The sequence below is a fragment of the Cytobacillus sp. FSL W8-0315 genome (genome assembly GCF_038002905.1).
Taxonomy (GTDB): domain Bacteria; phylum Bacillota; class Bacilli; order Bacillales; family Cytobacillaceae; genus Cytobacillus; species Cytobacillus pseudoceanisediminis.
Window position 1 is genome coordinate 2,940,964 of record NZ_JBBOOC010000001.1, and the last position, 18,538, is coordinate 2,959,501.

Annotated in this window: 12 protein-coding genes and 1 pseudogene; 9 read left to right on the top strand and 4 right to left on the bottom strand. The window is 37.4% G+C overall.

What is annotated here, in order from left to right; genetic code table 11:
• Window positions 1–413: 413 nt before the first annotated feature.
• Window positions 414–1,649: an IS110 family transposase gene (locus MKY20_RS15110; RefSeq protein WP_035333656.1), complete on the bottom strand. Its 1,236-nt coding sequence runs from the start codon at window positions 1,647–1,649 to the stop codon at window positions 414–416.
• Window positions 1,650–2,205: 556 nt separating this feature from the next.
• Here MKY20_RS15110 and MKY20_RS15115 point away from each other — a divergent pair.
• Entirely contained in the window at window positions 2,206–2,871 is a 666-nt protein-coding gene (locus MKY20_RS15115) for an HAD family hydrolase (RefSeq protein ID WP_341001826.1), read from the top strand.
• Window positions 2,872–3,247: 376 nt separating this feature from the next.
• Here MKY20_RS15115 and MKY20_RS15120 read toward each other — a convergent pair whose 3' ends face one another.
• Window positions 3,248–4,255, bottom strand: a complete 1,008-nt coding sequence (locus MKY20_RS15120; RefSeq protein ID WP_284521865.1) for a DUF3231 family protein — start codon at window positions 4,253–4,255, stop codon at window positions 3,248–3,250.
• Window positions 4,256–4,590: 335 nt separating this feature from the next.
• Here MKY20_RS15120 and MKY20_RS15125 point away from each other — a divergent pair, with 335 nt between their 5' ends.
• Window positions 4,591–6,219 (top strand): metal ABC transporter solute-binding protein, Zn/Mn family, encoded by a 1,629-nt coding sequence (locus MKY20_RS15125; RefSeq protein ID WP_445293099.1) that lies wholly within the window; start codon window positions 4,591–4,593, stop codon window positions 6,217–6,219.
• Between the two features lie 545 nt (window positions 6,220–6,764).
• Here MKY20_RS15125 and MKY20_RS15130 read toward each other — a convergent pair.
• Complete coding sequence (locus tag MKY20_RS15130; protein WP_341003357.1) at window positions 6,765–7,016, bottom strand: LysR substrate-binding domain-containing protein; 252 nt, start codon at window positions 7,014–7,016, stop codon at window positions 6,765–6,767.
• 323 nt (window positions 7,017–7,339) lie between these two features.
• Here MKY20_RS15130 and MKY20_RS15135 point away from each other — a divergent pair, with 323 nt between their 5' ends.
• The 5 genes and pseudogenes from MKY20_RS15135 to MKY20_RS15155 all read left to right on the top strand — a co-directional run bounded on the left by MKY20_RS15135 (window position 7,340) and on the right by MKY20_RS15155 (window position 14,180).
• Window positions 7,340–7,981: a TetR/AcrR family transcriptional regulator gene (locus tag MKY20_RS15135; protein ID WP_009334034.1), complete on the top strand. Its 642-nt coding sequence runs from the start codon at window positions 7,340–7,342 to the stop codon at window positions 7,979–7,981.
• A 42-nt stretch (window positions 7,982–8,023) separates the two neighbouring features.
• Window positions 8,024–10,333, top strand: coding sequence for an ABC transporter permease (locus MKY20_RS15140; RefSeq protein ID WP_019382085.1), 2,310 nt, complete (start codon window positions 8,024–8,026; stop codon window positions 10,331–10,333).
• A gap of 13 nt (window positions 10,334–10,346) precedes the next feature.
• A complete protein-coding gene (locus tag MKY20_RS15145) occupies window positions 10,347–11,105 on the top strand; it encodes an ABC transporter ATP-binding protein (RefSeq protein ID WP_217027020.1) in 759 nt (252 codons plus the stop codon).
• Between the two features lie 495 nt (window positions 11,106–11,600).
• Window positions 11,601–12,940 (top strand): annotated as a pseudogene (locus MKY20_RS15150) (UDP-glucose dehydrogenase family protein).
• Window positions 12,918–14,180: a glycosyltransferase family 4 protein gene (locus MKY20_RS15155; RefSeq protein ID WP_019382082.1), complete on the top strand. Its 1,263-nt coding sequence runs from the start codon at window positions 12,918–12,920 to the stop codon at window positions 14,178–14,180. Before MKY20_RS15150 ends, MKY20_RS15155 begins: the two are co-directional and overlap by 23 nt.
• Before the next feature lie 707 nt (window positions 14,181–14,887).
• On the opposite strand, the gene MKY20_RS15160 is transcribed toward MKY20_RS15155, so the two are convergent.
• Complete coding sequence (locus MKY20_RS15160) at window positions 14,888–15,757, bottom strand: LysR family transcriptional regulator (RefSeq protein ID WP_341001838.1); 870 nt, start codon at window positions 15,755–15,757, stop codon at window positions 14,888–14,890.
• 287 nt (window positions 15,758–16,044) lie between these two features.
• Between MKY20_RS15160 and MKY20_RS15165 the strand changes: the two genes are divergently transcribed.
• Both MKY20_RS15165 and MKY20_RS15170 read left to right on the top strand, forming a co-directional pair.
• Window positions 16,045–16,932, top strand: coding sequence for a DMT family transporter (locus MKY20_RS15165; RefSeq protein WP_009334040.1), 888 nt, complete (start codon window positions 16,045–16,047; stop codon window positions 16,930–16,932).
• A 627-nt stretch (window positions 16,933–17,559) separates the two neighbouring features.
• The gene (locus tag MKY20_RS15170; RefSeq protein WP_217027014.1) at window positions 17,560–18,507 is read left to right on the top strand and encodes a LacI family DNA-binding transcriptional regulator; all 948 of its coding nucleotides are present in this window, start codon (window positions 17,560–17,562) and stop codon (window positions 18,505–18,507) included.
• The last annotated feature ends 31 nt before the right edge of the window (window positions 18,508–18,538 follow it).

Genomic DNA, 18,538 nt, shown 5'->3' on the forward strand with positions numbered 1-18,538 from the left:
GAATAGTGTTCACTTACTTGGACCGTCAGCCAGGTAAACACACCCCCTATAATAATTCCTGCTTTCCAATATCCTAAAAGAAATGAGAATATAGATATAATTAATAAGGTGACAAGAATAATTACTAACGCTTTTTTCAAAATATTTCACCTTCTCCTTAGTGTTTAAGGACTTCTACGTGTGTATCATAATTAAGGTTTCACTTTCCAGAGAACAAGCGGTATTTTTTGGGAATATTTTTGAATAGTGTTCTCGCTGCAGTACTTTGTTGTTTAGCTAAACCAGCTAATAGTTTGTCAATATTTTTCAATAAAAACTTAAAATATCTCATGCTATACTAAAAATGCGCATGCCAAATAACCTTCCATTATTCTGTTGTTGGAAGGTTTTGTGATATTTAGTTTAATTTGGTTTTAAGCTATATCTTGGAAAGTTGTTTTGCTTTTTAAAAGGGCAAATATCCAGTGTAAGAGCTTATTTACACAAGCAATTACAGCTACCTTAAAAGGTTTTCCTTCTTCACGTTTTTTATCATAGAACTCTCGTAATTTCTTATTTCGAGGAATAATTTCATCGCTTGTTTTACTCTTGCGACAGTCACGAATCGCACAACGAACAGCCATATATAAGGCGTGACGAAGCCTACTGGATCCTCTTTTCGTGATTCGGTTTCTGGTGGCTGTAAACTTTCCAGATTCGAATACACTAGGATCAACTCCAGCGAAAGCTACGAGCTTTTTAGGATCATTAAATCGATCTATCTCCCCAATTTCTGAAATGATCGTTGCAGCGATCTTTTCACCGATACCAGGGATAGATTTGATAATATTATATTCTTCAACTTCTTTAGCGAGGGCATCTATCTCTGACTCTAACTTGGATAGGTGCTCTTTGTATTGAAGAATAATGTTTATATACATACCAAGACTCAAAATATGACTCTGATACAAAGTCTTTTCAAACGGATTTCTGTCTGCGGCAGCTTTGAGTTGAATAGCTTTTTCATTAGCCCATCTGTATGAACGGCTTTTACATAATTGAGCGATTTTGTCAGCTATGGTCTCAACGCTTGCCTCTAATATATCTTCAGATGAGGGAAACTCTGAAAGAGTTAACAGTGATACTACCGAATATAAGTCACCAAAAACCCCTCTATATTCAGGAAAGACCTGGTCCAGAATGGCTTGAAATTGTAGCTTTGTTTGGATTAATACCCCCGTTATATTCTCGTGCTGTCTGGTAAGATTTCGAAGGTTTAAAAGTTGAACTCCACGCTTTTTATATGGCTCAAGATCCTCTTTATAAAACAGCTCGCAGAGATGGTAAGCATCGAGCGCATCTGTCTTTACTTTCCGAAGACTTGAACTTTTCGCCTTATAAGAAATCAGTGGATTAATGATGATCAATAAATATCCACGGTCCTCCAAGTATTGAACAACAGAGGAATGATAATGTCCTGTTGCTTCTAGGACGATAGGTGGTTTCTTACCTGTTTCTCTCTTTACGACCTCCAGAAACTCTACAAGTAAATCAAGACCTTCAATAGTATGAGAAACTTTAAAGCTCTTACGATATGGTTTGCCTTTATCCAAAAATGCCTGAACCTGACTTTCCCCTTTTGAAACATCCAGACCAATGACTGGATTCATTTAAAAATCCTCCTCCTAAACTAGTAATTTGCCAGTACCCCTAATTCCTCCATGCAGTGTCACAGCTTCGCTTGTTATACGAGATCTATGTCCCAACCAGCCTCAATCATGTTTCTACAAGTAGGGGGTGAACCGTTTAGTTGACGGGGTCGATGGCCCCACGGGCAGTTACGTTCTACCCTGGCTACTGATATAATAAGACCAAATAAAAAATGGTCAACCAGAAATATCTGGTGACCTTATAATACGAACTGGGCAGTTTAGTAGAAGAAGGATGACATGAACATACAGGAATATTATACTTAGGCTGTATTAAGTTAAGGTGTTTTACCTTTATTAGATTAATACATAACGAAGATAAAAGATAAAAGATAAAAGATTAAAATTATTAAACTGATGTTGCAGAGGTACTCAATTGTTTCTGAACAAACATCCTCAACATATATCGCATTAAGACCCGATTTTGTTGACGATTTAAACGGCGTGGAAACTTCTGCCTAACCTTCAAAAAGTTATGTTTAATGATTAGGATATTATAGTTTGAAAGGAGATTATAATGGTTTTAAAATATAAATGTTTAATCTTAGACCACGATGATACAGGGGTAAAAAGTACACCAGGTATACACTATCCATCATTTGTAGAGGCTCTTAAATACTTGCGGCCAAGTGATAAACTTATTACTTTTGAAGATTTTGTTAGATACTGTTTCAATCCAGGTTTTTCTTCTTTATGCAAAGACATTATTAAATTCACAGAGAAAGAGCAAAAATATCAGCAAGCAGTATGGAAAAAATATACCGAATCAACTGTACCAGACTTCTATGAACTGTTTGCAGAAACAATTCAAGAATTTAAAAAACAAGGTGGAATTGTGACGGTTGTTTCTCATTCTGAGAGAAGCCGAATTGAAAGAGATTATTCTATTCATTGTGGTTTTGTGCCAGACGCTATCTTTGGATGGGAACTTCCTGAACATCAGAGAAAACCACATCCATATCCAATTAAGGAGATTTTAAAACGCTTTAATCTTCAAGAAACTGAAGCACTAATGTTAGATGACTTAAAACCTGGATTGGAGATGGCGAGAAGTTGTCATGTTGATTTTGCCGCTGCTGGATGGTCTCACAGTATTCCCGAAATAAAGGAACAAATGAAATTAGAATCTAAATATTACTTTGAAACAGTAGAACAATTTAATCAGTTTATATTGTGTAAATGACAAAACACTTGGGGAAACCCAAGCGTTTTTATGTGCTGATTCACTTGTTGATACTATAAAATTAGTATGAATTAATGTGTTCATTCGATATCAAATTTAAATTTCCTACTCCAAAACAAAAACAGCTTAATCGACAACAACGCTCTTTATAAAGGGAAGATTGAGCCAATGAACATATAAAAGCACACTTTGTGAAGAAAAGTACTTACAGCAAAGGGTGCTTATGTTCAAGACAGCTAACCAAAATAAGCGATTTCTTGTTGGCTAAAGGGGCAGGTCAGTTAAATAAGTATTCTTGCACTTTCAAGAAAATAACCACCTGCTTATAAAAGCGGATGGTTATTTAAGATGTTTACTTTGAAATTTTCCATTTTCTCTATACTTCTTCTGAAATCTCTTTTCTATTAGGAGCAAGTGGAGGCTGTTCTAGCCACCTATTTTGTTCCATAAGGTTAAACCACTTTTTTGTAACCATAAGATTTTTTAAAATTGTTCCTTCATAAGCAGTTACAAGGTCTGTTCGCATTGCTGATGCTAATCCTGCCCCATGATAGTTTTGTGCAGCCTGGAACAAGAAACCAATATGATACAACATTAACTTATCGGAAAATGGTGAATCCGTTGAAGTTGTCACTTCTGTTTCCCAGGATTTCGGAACGGGTAAATTGTCTGATTGCATTATTTTTGAAAATTTTTTTATTTGTCCATCTGCTGTTTTCTCTGAATCGCTTAAAAACTTCCTTACTTCTTTTGTTTGAGCGACTTGACTGAATGCAATAGAAAGGGTTTTAGCCATAATGCTTTTTTTAAGGTTGAAAGATATACTAATAATTTCTGTTGCTGCTAATTTTCTGCCCTTGCCGAAATATCCATCTGTGAAATCCTGGCTGGAAACAAATTCAGGGTTTTTAGCAGGATAAAACAAAGGGTCTCTCTGAAAATTTCCTTTCTGCAGTAATAACTCAATTGTTTGGTGGTACATATTTTTTGCATCCGTATTGCAGGAATCGTAAAACTCCCTTAAGTCTTTTCTGACAGAAACACCTAATGAAGTGCTGTGGCCCAGTAAACCGTGTAACGTCATGATATGTAAATAATTCAAGCAAAATATATCCGTAAACAATCTCTGTTTACCATTGAAGAGGTCAGAATCATTAAATCCAATTGGAACTGGAAACCCGTCACTCTGTATAAAGGATACAATTTGTTGCTTTTGTTTTCCGAATGTCTTAATAGCATCCTCAAAAATGGCTTTGATTTGCTCATCCTCAATAATTGAGACCATATATCTATTTACAATATCAGTCATTGTACCATTTATAAATTCTCCCCAAAGAGTGCCTATTTCGGAAGCTGTGAGTTTTAAATTATTCTTATCCTCCACGCTATCACCTCTGTCATATTATTTACCAATTTAGCAAGCAATATGAAATTGAAAATAATAAGAAAACATTCTGAAGAAATTCATTAATAATAACAAAACTTTGAATAAAAGACCTTTTTAGGTCTGGCTAGTAACAGCAGTACATTTGGCAACCTTCAGAGTCCATTTAGGGTCTGGCTTCAGCCTCAGAGAAAACCACGCGTTCTCACGCGTGGTTTTTATTTAAACTGAAGTGCAGGTTAGTTGAATGGTTATAACTAAAAAATCGTAATGATTACTATTTACAAATCGTAATCATTACGATAAAATATTTACAAAGTAAAGGGGGAGTAAAATTGTTGAAAAAATTTACAGGCTTACTTAGTTTAGTTATTGTCATCTTTACGCTAGCTGCGTGTGGAGGAAAAGCTACAAACAGCAGTGAAAGTGAAAAGGAACCAAAAGAATCTGGCAAAGAGTTAAAGATTTTTACAACTGTATATCCACTTCAGTTTTTTGCTGAACAAATCGCAGAAGACCAAGCTTCTGTGGAGTCTATTCTGCCACCGGGATCAGATTCGCATACATATGAACCAACCACCAAAGATATGATAAAAATATCTGAATCCGATGCTTTTATTTATAATGGGGCAGGTTTAGAATCATATGCAAACAAAATCTCGGAAACTATTCAATCTGATGACGTCAAGATACTTGAAGCATCAAAAGGAATTAACTTGGAAAAGCATGTACATAACCATGAAGGAGAGGATGGCCACGTGAGTGACCACACTCATGAAGAAGAAGGCAGTCATGAGGACGAGCATGCTGGACATAATCATGGGGATCAAGATCCTCACGTTTGGCTGGATCCTATTCGTTCTATTCAGCTTGCAGAGCATATAAAAGATTTATTAGTTGAATTAAAACCTGATCAAGAAGATTTCTTTAACCAAAACTTTGAGGAGTTGAAAGGAAAGCTCGAAAACTTAGACCAAGACTTCCGTGCACAACTTGAAAATTTACCTGAAAATAAAATTATTGTATCTCATGCTGCTTATGGCTATTGGGAGAAAAGCTATGGGATCGAGCAAATCGCAGTATCTGGATTGAGCCCTGCTAACGAGCCCTCACATAAAGAGGTACAAAACATCATAAAGACCGCTGAAAAACATGGATTGAAACATGTATTTTTTGAACAGAATATAACTCCTAAAGTGGCGGACATAGTTAGGAAGGAAATTGATGCAGAGGCTTTACGCATACACAATTTATCGGTTTTAACAGAAGAAGATATAAAGAATAATGAGGACTACTTTACTCTCATGCAGCACAACTTAGAGGAACTAACAAAAGCTTTATCTGAACCTTCATCAGAGGGGGCAGCTCAGACAAATGAACAGGGTGAACACGATCACGGCCATACTCATGCACATGATGAAGAAACAGCAAAAATTTATGAAGGGTATTTTGAAGACAGTCAGGTGAAGGATCGATCCTTATCCGACTGGGAAGGAGACTGGCAGTCTGTATACCCATATCTTCAAGATGGTACGCTTGACGAAGTATTTACTTATAAAGCAGAACATGAGGGTGAGATGACAGCTAAAGAATATAAGGAATATTATAATGAAGGATACCAAACAAATGTTGGACGAATTCAGATTCAGGGGAACAAGGTAACGTTTTTCAAAAATGGAGAAGAATATACTGGTGAGTATATCTATGATGGGTATGAAATTCTAACATATGATGCGGGGAATAGAGGGGTTAGATATGTATTTAAACTAGAAGCAGAAGCTGAAGGTCTTCCTCAATATATTCAGTTTAGTGATCATAGTATCTATCCGACAGAAGCTGCTCACTATCACCTTTATTGGGGTGATGACCGAGAAAAATTGTTGGAGGAAGTTACCCATTGGCCTACTTACTATCCATCAGAAATGGATGGCCATGACATTGCCCATGAAATGATGGAGCATTAAACTAAGAGTGGCAAGGATTATAACTTTAGATTCCAGGGTGCATATATTCAATAGCTGCTAATCAGGCAGCTATTTTTCTTTTTAAACTAAAGAGGCAGCGCTCCTGTAATAAAGGAATATGGAGTTTGAAAAAGAAAATAATTCCTTGCTAGAATGAGAGAGTCCTGAAGCCGGGAATCGAAAACTAGAATGAGGTATAAATGTAAAGGTTATGGTGCTGCACTAGGTGTATTGATGGAAGATGAACAAGTGGTAAAGGTATACTCCTAACAATTGGATGGTTATCTTTCATCCTTACCTTTAATTTAATGCCGCCTATGCTATTGTTTTTTCCTATGAGTTGTAATAATAATGCGAGATTACCAGGGGGATAAGCAGGGGCAGCTATGGTTATTTTAGGTAGAATAAGCGGTATCGTTGTGGCTTTTAGGGATGTTCGTCAGTAATTACTTAATGAAGGGTAATTTGTATACACCTCACTAGACTTGTTTTAATTTCAGATAAGCGTCCATCCACACTGGAAGAGTTGAAAGAGAGGAACCGTTCTAATCTTGAAACACTTCATGCGAAACAAGATCGGGATGAAAGTCTGATTCTATAACGAATGATCCGTCTAACTTATGATTTAATACTTCTTCTGTTAGTGTTTTTGTGACACCAGTAATTAGCGATAGATTTACATTTTTATATTTCTTAATATAGCTGGACAATATTTTTGGTACATGAATTAGGGTTTTAACTTTTCCAATCTCTAATTTTCCAGACGGTTCTTCATTACTTTGAATGGCTTTTCTCAGTTTTGGAGGAAGTTATTCGTGCAATTTCAGAAGATTTAATGATTGAGGACGGTACTGTGTTAACCTCTCTTGCTTTTAGATACTAGCAGGTATTATCATATTGTGATTTTAACCGTTTATTGACCGGGGAGAAATTAGGTGCGGTGATCCATGAGGGATTATCGCACTTTTTTTGAACTCAGTTCTTTTTTTGAAAACTCCACTAATACTATTGAGGATAAATTTTGAAATTTTTATAAAATTTACAAACACTCCATATAAAATTAAAAATTGTCTGTTACTATTTAATCGACAGACAGTCGGTTCATAAAGGCGGTGAAACAATGAGAAAAGAAGCGGAGGAACGCAGGAACGAAATACTTGATGCAGCCGATGAGCTTTTTGGTCAGAAGGGTTTTGATGGAACGAGTACAAATGATATTCTCGAAAAGGTCGGTATTGCGCGTGGTACACTGTATTATCACTTCAAGTCGAAAGAGGATATTATGGACTCGTTGGTTGACCGGTATAGTGTTCGTCTTTTAGGCTCTGCGCAGGAAATTGCTGCAGATGAGAGTATTCCTGTAGTCGAACGTATTATCCGAGTTGTTATATCAATTAATTTAAGTGGCGGAAGCAGCCAGGAAATTATGGAGCATATTCACAAGCCACAGAATGCCCTTATGCATAAGAAAATAGAAAAGGTCATCATCAATGGAGTTACGCCAATACTGACGGGAATAATCCAAGAGGGCATTGAACAGGGCCTATTTAATACTCCGTACCCGTATGAATGTATGGAAATGATTGTTACATATGCTAATACCGTTTTTGATGATGATATGGTAGAGATGACCTATGAGGAGCGTGCATCACGGATACGAGCAATTATATTCAACGGAGAAAGGCTGCTCGGTGCAAAAAGCGGAAGTCTGATGAATATTATGCAAATGTTTGGTAGCGAAAATGCTGTAAATAATGAATAAATTTGGGAATTCGATTTAAAAGCTTAAAAAAAGAGGTGGCTTATGTATTTCAGAATACTCCGCAATGACATTTTAAAGAGCAAAGCAATAACATTTACAACAATGATATTTGTTGCTGCAGCATCCATGCTTGTTTCACTCGCAGTAATACTGGCGGTCAATCTTTCGGGTGCACTGGACACGTTAATGACAAAATCTGAAACTCCACATTTTATGCAAATGCATTCCGGTGATATTGATAGAGCACGACTTAAATCCTTTGCAGAGCAACATAACAATGTCGAAGAGTATCAGGTAGTTGAATTTCTTGGCATGGACGGTGCTCACATTATTTTAGGTGATAACTCGCTAGCAGATAGTGTTCAGGACAACGGCTTCAGCTTACAGAACGAAAAGTTCGATTATCTTCTTGACCTTAACGGCAAAATCATCAACAACGTATCTGACGGCGAGCTTTATGTTCCAGTAACCTTTATGAAAGATAGCACAGTCCAAGTAGGTGAAAAGGCCGTAATCAGCGGGAAGGAATTTACCGTTGCGGGATTTCTCCGTGACTCGACCATGAATTCCTCGCTCTCCGCGTCAAAACGATTTCTTGTAAGCAACAATGATTTTGCGGAAATAAAAGACTTTGGTAGTATCGAATATCTAATTGAATTTAGATTAAAGGATTTCTCCGCGATAGGCGAATTTGAAACAGCCTATGCTTCCGCAGGCCTTGAAGCGAACGGACCAACCGTTACCTATACGCTTTTCAAAACGATGAACGCTATTTCAGACGGGATGATGATTGCAGTTATTCTTCTTGTAAGCGCACTTGTGGTTACAATCGCATTTATGTGCATACGCTTCACGCTCCTTGCGAAAATAGAGGACGACTACCGCGAAATTGGGGTAATGAAGGCAATTGGGATGCGTATTTCCGACATAAAGCGGATTTATCTTGCGAAATACTTAGGCTTAGCGGCGATAGGCAGTATTCTTGGATTTATTCTTTCGGTTATGTTCCAAGGCGTGCTTCTTGAAAATATCCGACTTTTCATAGGTGAAAGTAAAAATTCTTCTTATGCGAATGTCTTAGGAGTTATCGGTATCCTTCTCGTTTTCCTGGCAATTATTGCTTATGTCAATGGTGTGCTGAAACGATTTCGGAAAATATCCGCTGCGGAAGCTTTACGCTTTGGAACTTCTCAGGTAAAGACAAATGACGCTAAGCGTTTTTCCTTAGTTAGAAACAGACTGTTTAGTACGAATGTTTTTCTGGGAATCAAGGATGTTCTAGCAAGAAAAAAACTTTACGCAACAATACTTATTGTCCTGGTGATTTCGGCATTTATCATTATTGTTCCACAGAACCTGCACAGCACAATTTCCTCAAAAAGCTTCATTCAGTATATGGGGATTGGAAACTACGATATGCGTATTCAGGCCAATTCATCTGATAATACCGATGAAATTGAAAAGACGATAGAAAGCGACGACGCCGTTTCCAAGTATGCTGTTTTGACAACAAAGACCTTTAAAGTAAAAGCGAGAAACGGTTTAGAAGAAAATATAAAAGTTGAACTTGGTGACCATTCTGCATTTCCAATAGAGTATTCTGAGGGAAGAGCACCTTCCCGTGATGACGAAATTGCGCTTTCAGCTATAAATGCCGGTGAACTGAGCACAAAGATAGACGAAATTATAACGCTGGTGATTGAAGGGAAGGAGAAAAAGCTCACGGTTACAGGAATATACTCCGACGTTACGAATGGTGGCAAAACTGCAAAGGCTGTATTCACCGACAATTCGGCGAAAGTCATGTGGACCATCCTTTGTGTTGAACTTTTGGATAAATCCCTTGTCGACAGGAAGGTTGCGGAGTATTCAGACCGATTTGATTTTGCAAAGACTTCAGATATAGATAAATTTGTATCTCAGACCCTCGGCTCGACAATAAGATCCGTTGAAATAGCATCTTACGCTGCAGTTACTGTTGCGCTTGTTATTACAGTACTGGTTACTATATTATTCATGAAAATGCTAGTTGCAAAGGACAGACCTTCTATTGCCATTATGAAGGCGCTCGGTTTTACAAACTCGGATATTAGGGCGCAGTATGTTTCTCGTTCAGTTTTCGTTCTAATTGTCGGAATTATTCTCGGTACCCTACTCGCGAATACTCTCGGAGAGTTCCTTGCGGGCGTGCTAATCTCTTCGTTCGGAGCGTCAACGTTTAATTTTACGGTCAATCCTTTTACGGCATATCTGCTAAGTCCGTTGATGATGATATTCATTGCACTTATTGCAACCATGATCGGTACCTCGAGCGCGGGACAAATAAAAATTTCCGAAAATATAAAGGAGTAGGAGGAGTAGACATATGGAGAAGATTATTATTGGTGAGCATATAGTAAAAACTTTCGGTGAGGGCGATGAAGAGCGCACTGTTCTCGATGGAGTATCTATTGAAATAAACGAGGGTGAGTTCGTAGCAGTTATGGGACCTTCGGGCTCTGGAAAATCTACACTACTGTTTGCTTTAAGCGGAATCGATGGTGTTGATGACGGAAAGATCGTTTTTGACGGCAAGGATTTATCGGCATTCGGGGAGACTGAGCTTTCAGATATACGTAGAACAAAAATGGGGTTAATTTTTCAGCAGCCGACCATGCTAAAAAATCTGAATATTCTCGACAACATTATTCTTCCGTCAATTCGCGGAAACCGAAAAAACATCGCAAAAGTTTCGGAGAAGGCAAGAACGCTTCTTAAAAGGGTAGGCATTGCGGAGCTTGAAACGCGCGATACTACACAGGTTTCGGGAGGTCAGCTTCAGCGTGCGGGTATATGCAGAGCATTGATGAGCAGTCCGAAAATTATCTTCGGCGACGAACCAACAGGTGCCCTTAACTCAAAATCTGCCCATGAAATAATGGACATTTTTTCTGAAATCAATGCGGATGGTACTGCGATTATGCTTGTAACTCACGATGCGAAGGTTGCAGCGCGGACGGAACGTATTCTGTTTATGCTGGACGGAAAAATTGTAAGTGAGTTGAAGCTTCCAAAGCTGAACGGGTCGGATATAGAACGTAGAGTCGAAGAAGTGACGGCGAAAATGTTGGAAGTAGGAATATGATTATTGTTTCACAGTCTGATAGAAATTACTTATTTAAAAACATATCATCGCCATACTTAGAACAAATACTTTTCCTGCTAAACGTTATACAAATGACCCTAGTATCCATTACTTTGATAAAAAAGGTAAAAACTTTATTGGGCTAAAGGGTGCTTTTGTTCAAGAATTGGCTGCATATTAGGCAACTTCTTTCTTTTTAAACTAAAGGCAGTTTATTAATTAACCAAAACAACATTTTGAAACTTAGAGATGACTATGCATTGGAGGGAAGCGCATGGCTGAATTTTTTATGCACCCATTGCTGTGGCTTTTTGGCTGGCGGGAAAGGATCGGAGAATGAGGAATAGCAAGTACGGACAGCCCAATCAGGGCTGTTTTTTATGGAAAAAAAGGATTGGCAGAAATGCTGAAACATATTTTTTACAATAGTTTAACACGTCCTAAAGAAAGGTTTAAATTTCCATCAGTACAATGTCAGTATAGAGGAGGGATTGCATGAAAATAGCTGTTGCAGGAACAGGTTATGTGGGATTAATTACAGGTGTTTGTTTAGCAGAAATGGGACATCGGGTGATTTGTACAGATATTATGGAAGAAAAAATTCAGCTTCTTAAAACGGGGCGATCGCCTATTTTTGAGCCGGGACTAGAGCAGATGCTGAAGAACAACCTCTTAAGCGGCCGTTTAGCATTCACTGTAAATCCTAAAATTGCCTATAAGGATGCAGAAATAATCTTTATTGCAGTTGGTACACCGGAAAACCATGACGGGACAAGTAACCTGGATTACGTTCATGCAGCAGCTTATTCTATTGGTATATGTATTGAAAATGATGTTATTGTCTGTACAAAGAGCACAGTTCCTGTGGGGACAAATGAAAAAATCAAAGAAATTATTCAAAGTGTAAAGCCTCCGCCTCACCAGGCAGAGGTTGTTTCCAATCCTGAATTTCTGCGAGAAGGTTCCTTTTCAACGGTGACCGAATAATATTAGGAACCAATTCAAAAAGCGCAGCAGCAAAATTGGAGGAACTTTATCTTCCTTTAAAAATACCTATCATTAAGACTGATATGCGAAGCGCTGAAATGATTAAGTATGCATCAAATGCCTTCCTCGCTGCCAAAATCAGCTTTATTAATGAAATTGCAGCAATATGTGAAAAAACCGGAGCCAACATTGAAGAAGTTGCATATGGGATTGGAAAAGACAAGAGGATTGGGCCGTATTTTCTGCAGGCGGGAATTGGCTATGGAGGTTCCTGCTTTCCAAAAGATACAAAAGCCCTTGTGAAATTAGCGGGTAATGTACAGCACAAATTTGAGCTTCTCGAATCCGTAATCAAAGTGAATAATCGTCAGCAGACCTTGGCCGTCAGCCTAGCCAAAAATATATTAGGTTCATTAGAAGGCAAAAGAGTGGCTCTCCTGGGTCTTGCATTTAAGCCGGATACAGATGATGTTAGGGAAGCGGCGTCATTAATGATTGCCAAAAGACTTCTGGAAAATAACGCATCGGTTATCGCATATGATCCTGCTGCGGTACCCAATGCAAGGAAGGTTTTAGGAGATGCAATCGAATATACGATGAATGTACAAATAGCCTTAGAAAATGCCGACTTGGCTATTATTGCAACGGAATGGGAACAAATCAAACATTTTCCGCTGGAGTTATATACAGAAAGAATGAAATCCCCCGTTATAATTGACGGGAGAAACTGCTACTCTCTTCGAGACATCCGCAGACATTCTATCAGCTATATTTCAATCGGAAGGCCTTATATCATCCAAGATAAAATAATGGAAGGAAGATCATATGAAAATAGCTTTCTTCACTGATACTTTTTACCCTGACATCAACGGAGTCGCGAAAACACTCAAAAGATTTACAGACTATTTAAGCGATCAGAAAATCACCTTGAAAATATTTGCGCCATCCAGCCAATCAGATGAGTATGTTTCTTCCCATATTCGCCGATTCAAAAGTGCCTCTTTTTTCCTATATCCAGAATGCAGGGTGGCTTTTCCAAATTATTTTCATATCAAAGAGGAACTTGAAAAGTTTAATCCTGATTTAATACATGTTGCCACACCTTTTAATCTGGGACTTAGTGGTCTTTACTGCGCTAAAAAGTTAAATATCCCTATAGTGGGGTCGTACCACACTGACTTTGACTATTATCTTGAATTCTATGACCTCAAATTTCTGTCAAACATACTTTGGAAATACATGACCTGGTTTCACAGCACCTTTAAGAAAGTCTTTGTTCCTTCGTCTGAAACACTGCAGCAATTAAGACTGCATGGATTTTCAAATTTGGAATTATGGCCAAGAGGTGTCGACTGCAAGCTGTTCCACCCATACTATGATAAATTATCAGTCCGCAGGCAATACTCCATCAGCAAAAAATACCTTCTCACCTATGCAGGCAGACTGGCACCTGAAAAAAATGTAGATATCCTCCCTGATATAGCGCAATTACTCCCACCTCATTTTGAAGAAGATATTCATTGGCTAATTGTTGGGGACGGACCACTTCGAAAACAATTACAGGAAGCAGCTCCAAAAAACATGACCTTTACGGGTTATTTAGCAGCCCAGCAGCTAGCTGAAGTGTACTCAGCATCAGATTTGTTTGTTTTTCCATCTCCTACAGAAACCTTCGGAAACGTTGTTCTTGAATCAATGGCCAGCGGAACGCCTGTAATTGGTGCGAATGCGGGGGGAGTTAAAAGCATTATTCAGAATGGTGTAACAGGTTATTTGTGTGAACCTGGAAATGCGGAGGATTTCGCTGCTTCGATCATAAATCTGCTCAAGAACCATAAAGTCAGAAGCCGAATGGGGTTTGATGGCAGGGATTATGCGTTAAAGCAGAAGTGGGATGAAATCTTTGATAATCTAATAGGTCAATATAAAGCGGTTATAGGGGAGAGTGGCGAGAAGAAGAAGAATGACCTCAATCCTTTCCAGAGTGAATTTACAGAAGATTACCTTTGCAGAAATAATTACAGGGTGCCGATAATGCAGCAAAAGCTGGAGTTGAACCGCAAAAATATAACCACCTCTAAAAAGTAGTCCCAGACCGGAAAGAAGGAGTTCGCTCTTACCCTATAGAATTTAATACAACAAATGGTTTGTCTAATTCATAATTTCTTTTAGGGAATAACCATGAATATTCTAAAAAACGTGGAAGTAATTTTTTTATTTACTTTCCTTCTTACCTCTTGCAGCAAAAACAGCAGGTGAACTATACCCATTGGGTAAATTAGTGAAAAATATATATTGAAAGTACTGAAGATGAGGTAGAATCCATACTTTCTCACAAACTTTTAAGGAGAATTTCCTAGATGCGTGGCTTAATTTAAAATTAGAAGATATAGAAACCCTCAATACTAATGGACAACATGATAGGAGTCGTGTTTTTTTAGAAATTGAACTTAAGAATGGGGTTACTTTTAGAGACGTTTATTGGACTGAATCCAATACATTTCATTCTAGTATAGTTGGAGATAAACATATAAAGGATATTCTCGAATATGAGTTATCAAATTTAAGAAAAAATTTACATGAGTTTGATAAAGCTGCTCTCAAATATGAGGGCAGCTTTCCTTGTAATACTTGAACCTATGGCATTTAAGCTAAAAATGGTGAACCATTACACAATAATCTATAGGGTACATTACTTAAAGAACCAGCTGCAGTCTAAGGCGCTTTCTTATTGTACTAAACGGGCATGTTAATTGAATAAGCTTTCGCTAATCTAAATTTAGAATATAGTATTATCACTCCGTGTTTCTGTATGATAAATATTCTAAAAATCTCTTGGAAGCAAGAGAAAGTGTTTTTTGATCTCTGGCAGCAATACCAATATTTCTAAAAGCAGGAACTTCCAGCTCTTTCGCTATAATTTTGTGAGGTATACGCTGTAAAATCAATTCTGGTAATATACTGATTCCCAGCCCGTTTTCCACCATAGACATAATGGCATAGTCATCCCAAGTTGTAAAATTAACTTGCGGTGAAATATGGTGCATCTCAAAAATCTCTGAAATCTCTGCTTTTGCTCCCTTTTCCAATAGCATAAACGGACTGTTCAGTAAGCCGCTAATTGGAAACTTCTCACAATTAGCAAGCGGATGGTTTTGGGGAATCACTACCAGCAAACGGTCTTGTTCCAAAAAAACCGTTTCAAGATCTGCTTTTGACGGCAGCCGTACAAATCCGAAGTCAACACGTCCATCTAAAACCCATCTTTCAATTTCTGTGTAATCATCAAGCAGAAGTTCAAAATCAATCTTCGGGTAATCCTTCTTAAAAACTCTGATCATGTTAGGGAGCCAATGAGTTGCTACGCTGGAAAATGTCCCAATACGAATAATCCCGGACTGTATATGGTGTAAGTCTTCGATTTGCGTCATTAAGATTTTGTACTCATTGCAGATTCTCTTTACTTGGGGCAGTAATTTTAAGCCATCAGAAGTTAAACTGATACCCGCACGTCCTCTTTCAAAAAGGGAAACCCCCCATTCCGTTTCTAAATCGTTAATCATACGGCTGATCCCAGACTGTGTATAGTCCAGTGATTCGGCAGCTTTTGTGAAGCTGCCGAATTCTGCTGCCCTGACAAATGCCATATATTTTTGGATATTCATATTTCTTTTCCTTCCCCATCTGGTTTTGTCATATATATCATGAGAAACATTCGTTTTTGTAATATCTGACACCATGATATGTTATTAATATCAAAAATTCAAGGCAGGAAAGGGGAGCTATAAAAATTGTTTTTTGTGAGTGAAATAATGAAAAAAGCACCTGTCTTCTTTTAGTTTCCGCCCCAAGAAAGGGTCTGCATTCCGACTGAGATTTGAAAATGAAGTTAAATAAACATAATAAGAATCTGCGAAATACAAGCTGATTCGCAGATGGGCAGGAGCAGAAGATGAAACCTAAAATTCAGTTTATATTATCAATGATTACTTTCGGTACAATTGGTTTGGTGGTCCGATATATTGATTTAGCTTCGAGTGAAAGTGCTTTACTAAGCAGTTTCCTGGGATGCATATTTTTATTGCTGGTATTCTTCATGATGAAGAAAAAAATACCTTGGAATTTAGTAAAAACGAATGCTTTATTTTTGATTCTTTCAGGTATTGCATTGGGAGGAAATTGGATTTTTCTTTATCAATCGTATGACCATACGACAATTGCCAATGCAACGCTAGGTTATTACTTTGCTCCTGTGATTGTAATGATTCTATCTCCCTATGTCCTTAGGGAACATTTATCCGTTAAAAAAATGGTTTGTATTGGTGCAGCAATCATAGGTATGTTAATGATTGTAGGTGAAGGCATGAGTGCATCAGAATCAGATGATATTCTTGGACTTTCCTTTGGATTAATCGCAGCAGCATTTTATGCTGCGTTATTGCTTTTAAATAAATTTATTAAAGATATGGGAAAGTTAGAGCTGACCATCATTCAGCTTGGAACAACCACTTTACTGTTAATGCCATATGTTTTCCTTACCGAAGGATTTGGCATCTTTGAAGTATCAAGTTCTTCTATTCCTTTTATTCTAATATTAGGAGTCGTCAACACAGGGATTGGGTTTTGGTTATTTTTCTCCGGTATGGAAAAATTAAAAGGACAGAGCATAGCTATGCTAAGTTATGTTGACCCATTTGTAGCTATATTGATTTCCGCAATTATCCTGCAAGAACAAATGACAATTATTCAAATGCTTGGTGGTATACTGCTATTAGGCTCTACACTAGTTAGTGAATTGAAATCAGTTAACCATTCCAATAGATTAATGAAAACCAGCTGAATAAACTACAAAAACAGTGGGAGGCAATCGTTTCCTACTGTTTTTTAGTTTGATAACTTTAAATAAGCCGCCAGGACCGAGAGGTAATTGAAGAAAGGTTTTCAAATTTGTCAGTTTTTTTCTAATAAAATCAAGGCGCATGTTAGTTTAATAATGGGTAGCTTTATTAAAAAGTTAATCCGTCTCTTTGTAGCTGTTTTAGCAATTATTGATTTTTCTATTGACTTGAAATGCATTTCATAAATTAGATTGAAAGTAAGCTGATTTTCAACGTGGGAGAAGAGAGATGAACAGAATGATTAACCTTCAACAAGATGAACATGTACTATATACCCTTACAGGGTTATTGGAAATCTTTGATGGAGTACAAAATATCTACTATGGTGATTTATTTTTAACTAATAAAAGATTATATGTAATAAGCACCAAGCAATAAATGTTGAAAAATCTTTTTGGTTTAAAGGAGAAATGAGAAACATTGAACATTCGACACTCATTGTAGGAAAACACAGGATTGCGATAAGATGGGCATACAATGGAAACCTACTTTACTTTATAAAAGCTTTTCAGAAATTGGATGTAAATGTGTAGGTTCTCTTGATTCCTGATATATGTGGGAGGTATGTGATGACAAATATTAAAGACATTGCAAGATTAGCAGGTGTATCTGTCTCTACTGTTTCTAGAGTCCTTAACAATTATAAGCACGTTGCCAGAGATAAAAGAGAGTCTGTTCTTAGAGTTATTGAAGAAATGAACTATACGCCAAATAAAAATGCGATTGATTTAATTAGAGGAGAAACCAGAACAATAGGCGTTATTCTCCCATATAACAACAATCCAGCATTTGATCAGATATTAAACGGTATACTGAACAAGGCATTAGAGCATGATTTTTCGATTACGGTACTTCCTTCAATCTATAGTAAAGAGAAAGAAGTGGAGTATTTAAAAAAATTAAAAAGCAAGCTGTATGATGGCATCATTATCACTTCAAGAGCAAATGATTGGGAAACGATCATTCCGTATACTGGGTATGGTTCTATCGTTTCTTGTGAATATACACAGCACAAAGAAATTGGATGTTCTTATATGGACCGTTATTCTTCTTATCTAGATGCCTTTCAATTATTAAAAAACAAAGGGCATTATGCTGTAGCTTTCACAACAGCTAGGATAGAAAGCAATAGCACGAAGCAAATGATTGGTGCATATAAGGAGGTTTTTGGTGAATTTCAACCTAACTATCATATTTCAGGGTGTCTTTGCTTAGAAGACGGATATAAAGCAGCGGAGCATTTCCTGCATTTACCGGAGAGACCCACAGCTGTCTATGCGAATGGAGATGAAGTGGCTGGTGGTATTTATTTATATGCTAAGTCTCAGCAATTAAAAATCCCTGCTGATTTAGCAATCATTGGTCAAGAAAATCAGCCAATTGGTATTGGTATGGGGATTACTACAGTAGATCATCAGTTAACGAAAATTGGTGAGCAAGCTTTTAGCCTAGTTATAAAAAAATCTAGAGAAAAAGTAAAAATACCTTATCATATTGTGGAGAGAGATTCTGTTTAAAAACCCTGCTTTGAAGGTGTTTAACACGGTG

Coding starts and splice junctions, on each gene's coding strand:
- MKY20_RS15145 (WP_217027020.1), top strand. CDS start 10,347: ATGGAGAAGATTATTATTGGTGAGCATATAGTAAAAACTTTCGGTGAG.
- MKY20_RS15155 (WP_019382082.1), top strand. CDS start 12,918: ATGAAAATAGCTTTCTTCACTGATACTTTTTACCCTGACATCAACGGA.
- MKY20_RS15170 (WP_217027014.1), top strand. CDS start 17,560: ATGACAAATATTAAAGACATTGCAAGATTAGCAGGTGTATCTGTCTCT.
- MKY20_RS15135 (WP_009334034.1), top strand. CDS start 7,340: ATGAGAAAAGAAGCGGAGGAACGCAGGAACGAAATACTTGATGCAGCC.
- MKY20_RS15110 (WP_035333656.1), bottom strand. CDS start 1,649: ATGAATCCAGTCATTGGTCTGGATGTTTCAAAAGGGGAAAGTCAGGTT.
- MKY20_RS15115 (WP_341001826.1), top strand. CDS start 2,206: ATGGTTTTAAAATATAAATGTTTAATCTTAGACCACGATGATACAGGG.
- MKY20_RS15140 (WP_019382085.1), top strand. CDS start 8,024: ATGTATTTCAGAATACTCCGCAATGACATTTTAAAGAGCAAAGCAATA.
- MKY20_RS15165 (WP_009334040.1), top strand. CDS start 16,045: ATGAAACCTAAAATTCAGTTTATATTATCAATGATTACTTTCGGTACA.
- MKY20_RS15160 (WP_341001838.1), bottom strand. CDS start 15,757: ATGAATATCCAAAAATATATGGCATTTGTCAGGGCAGCAGAATTCGGC.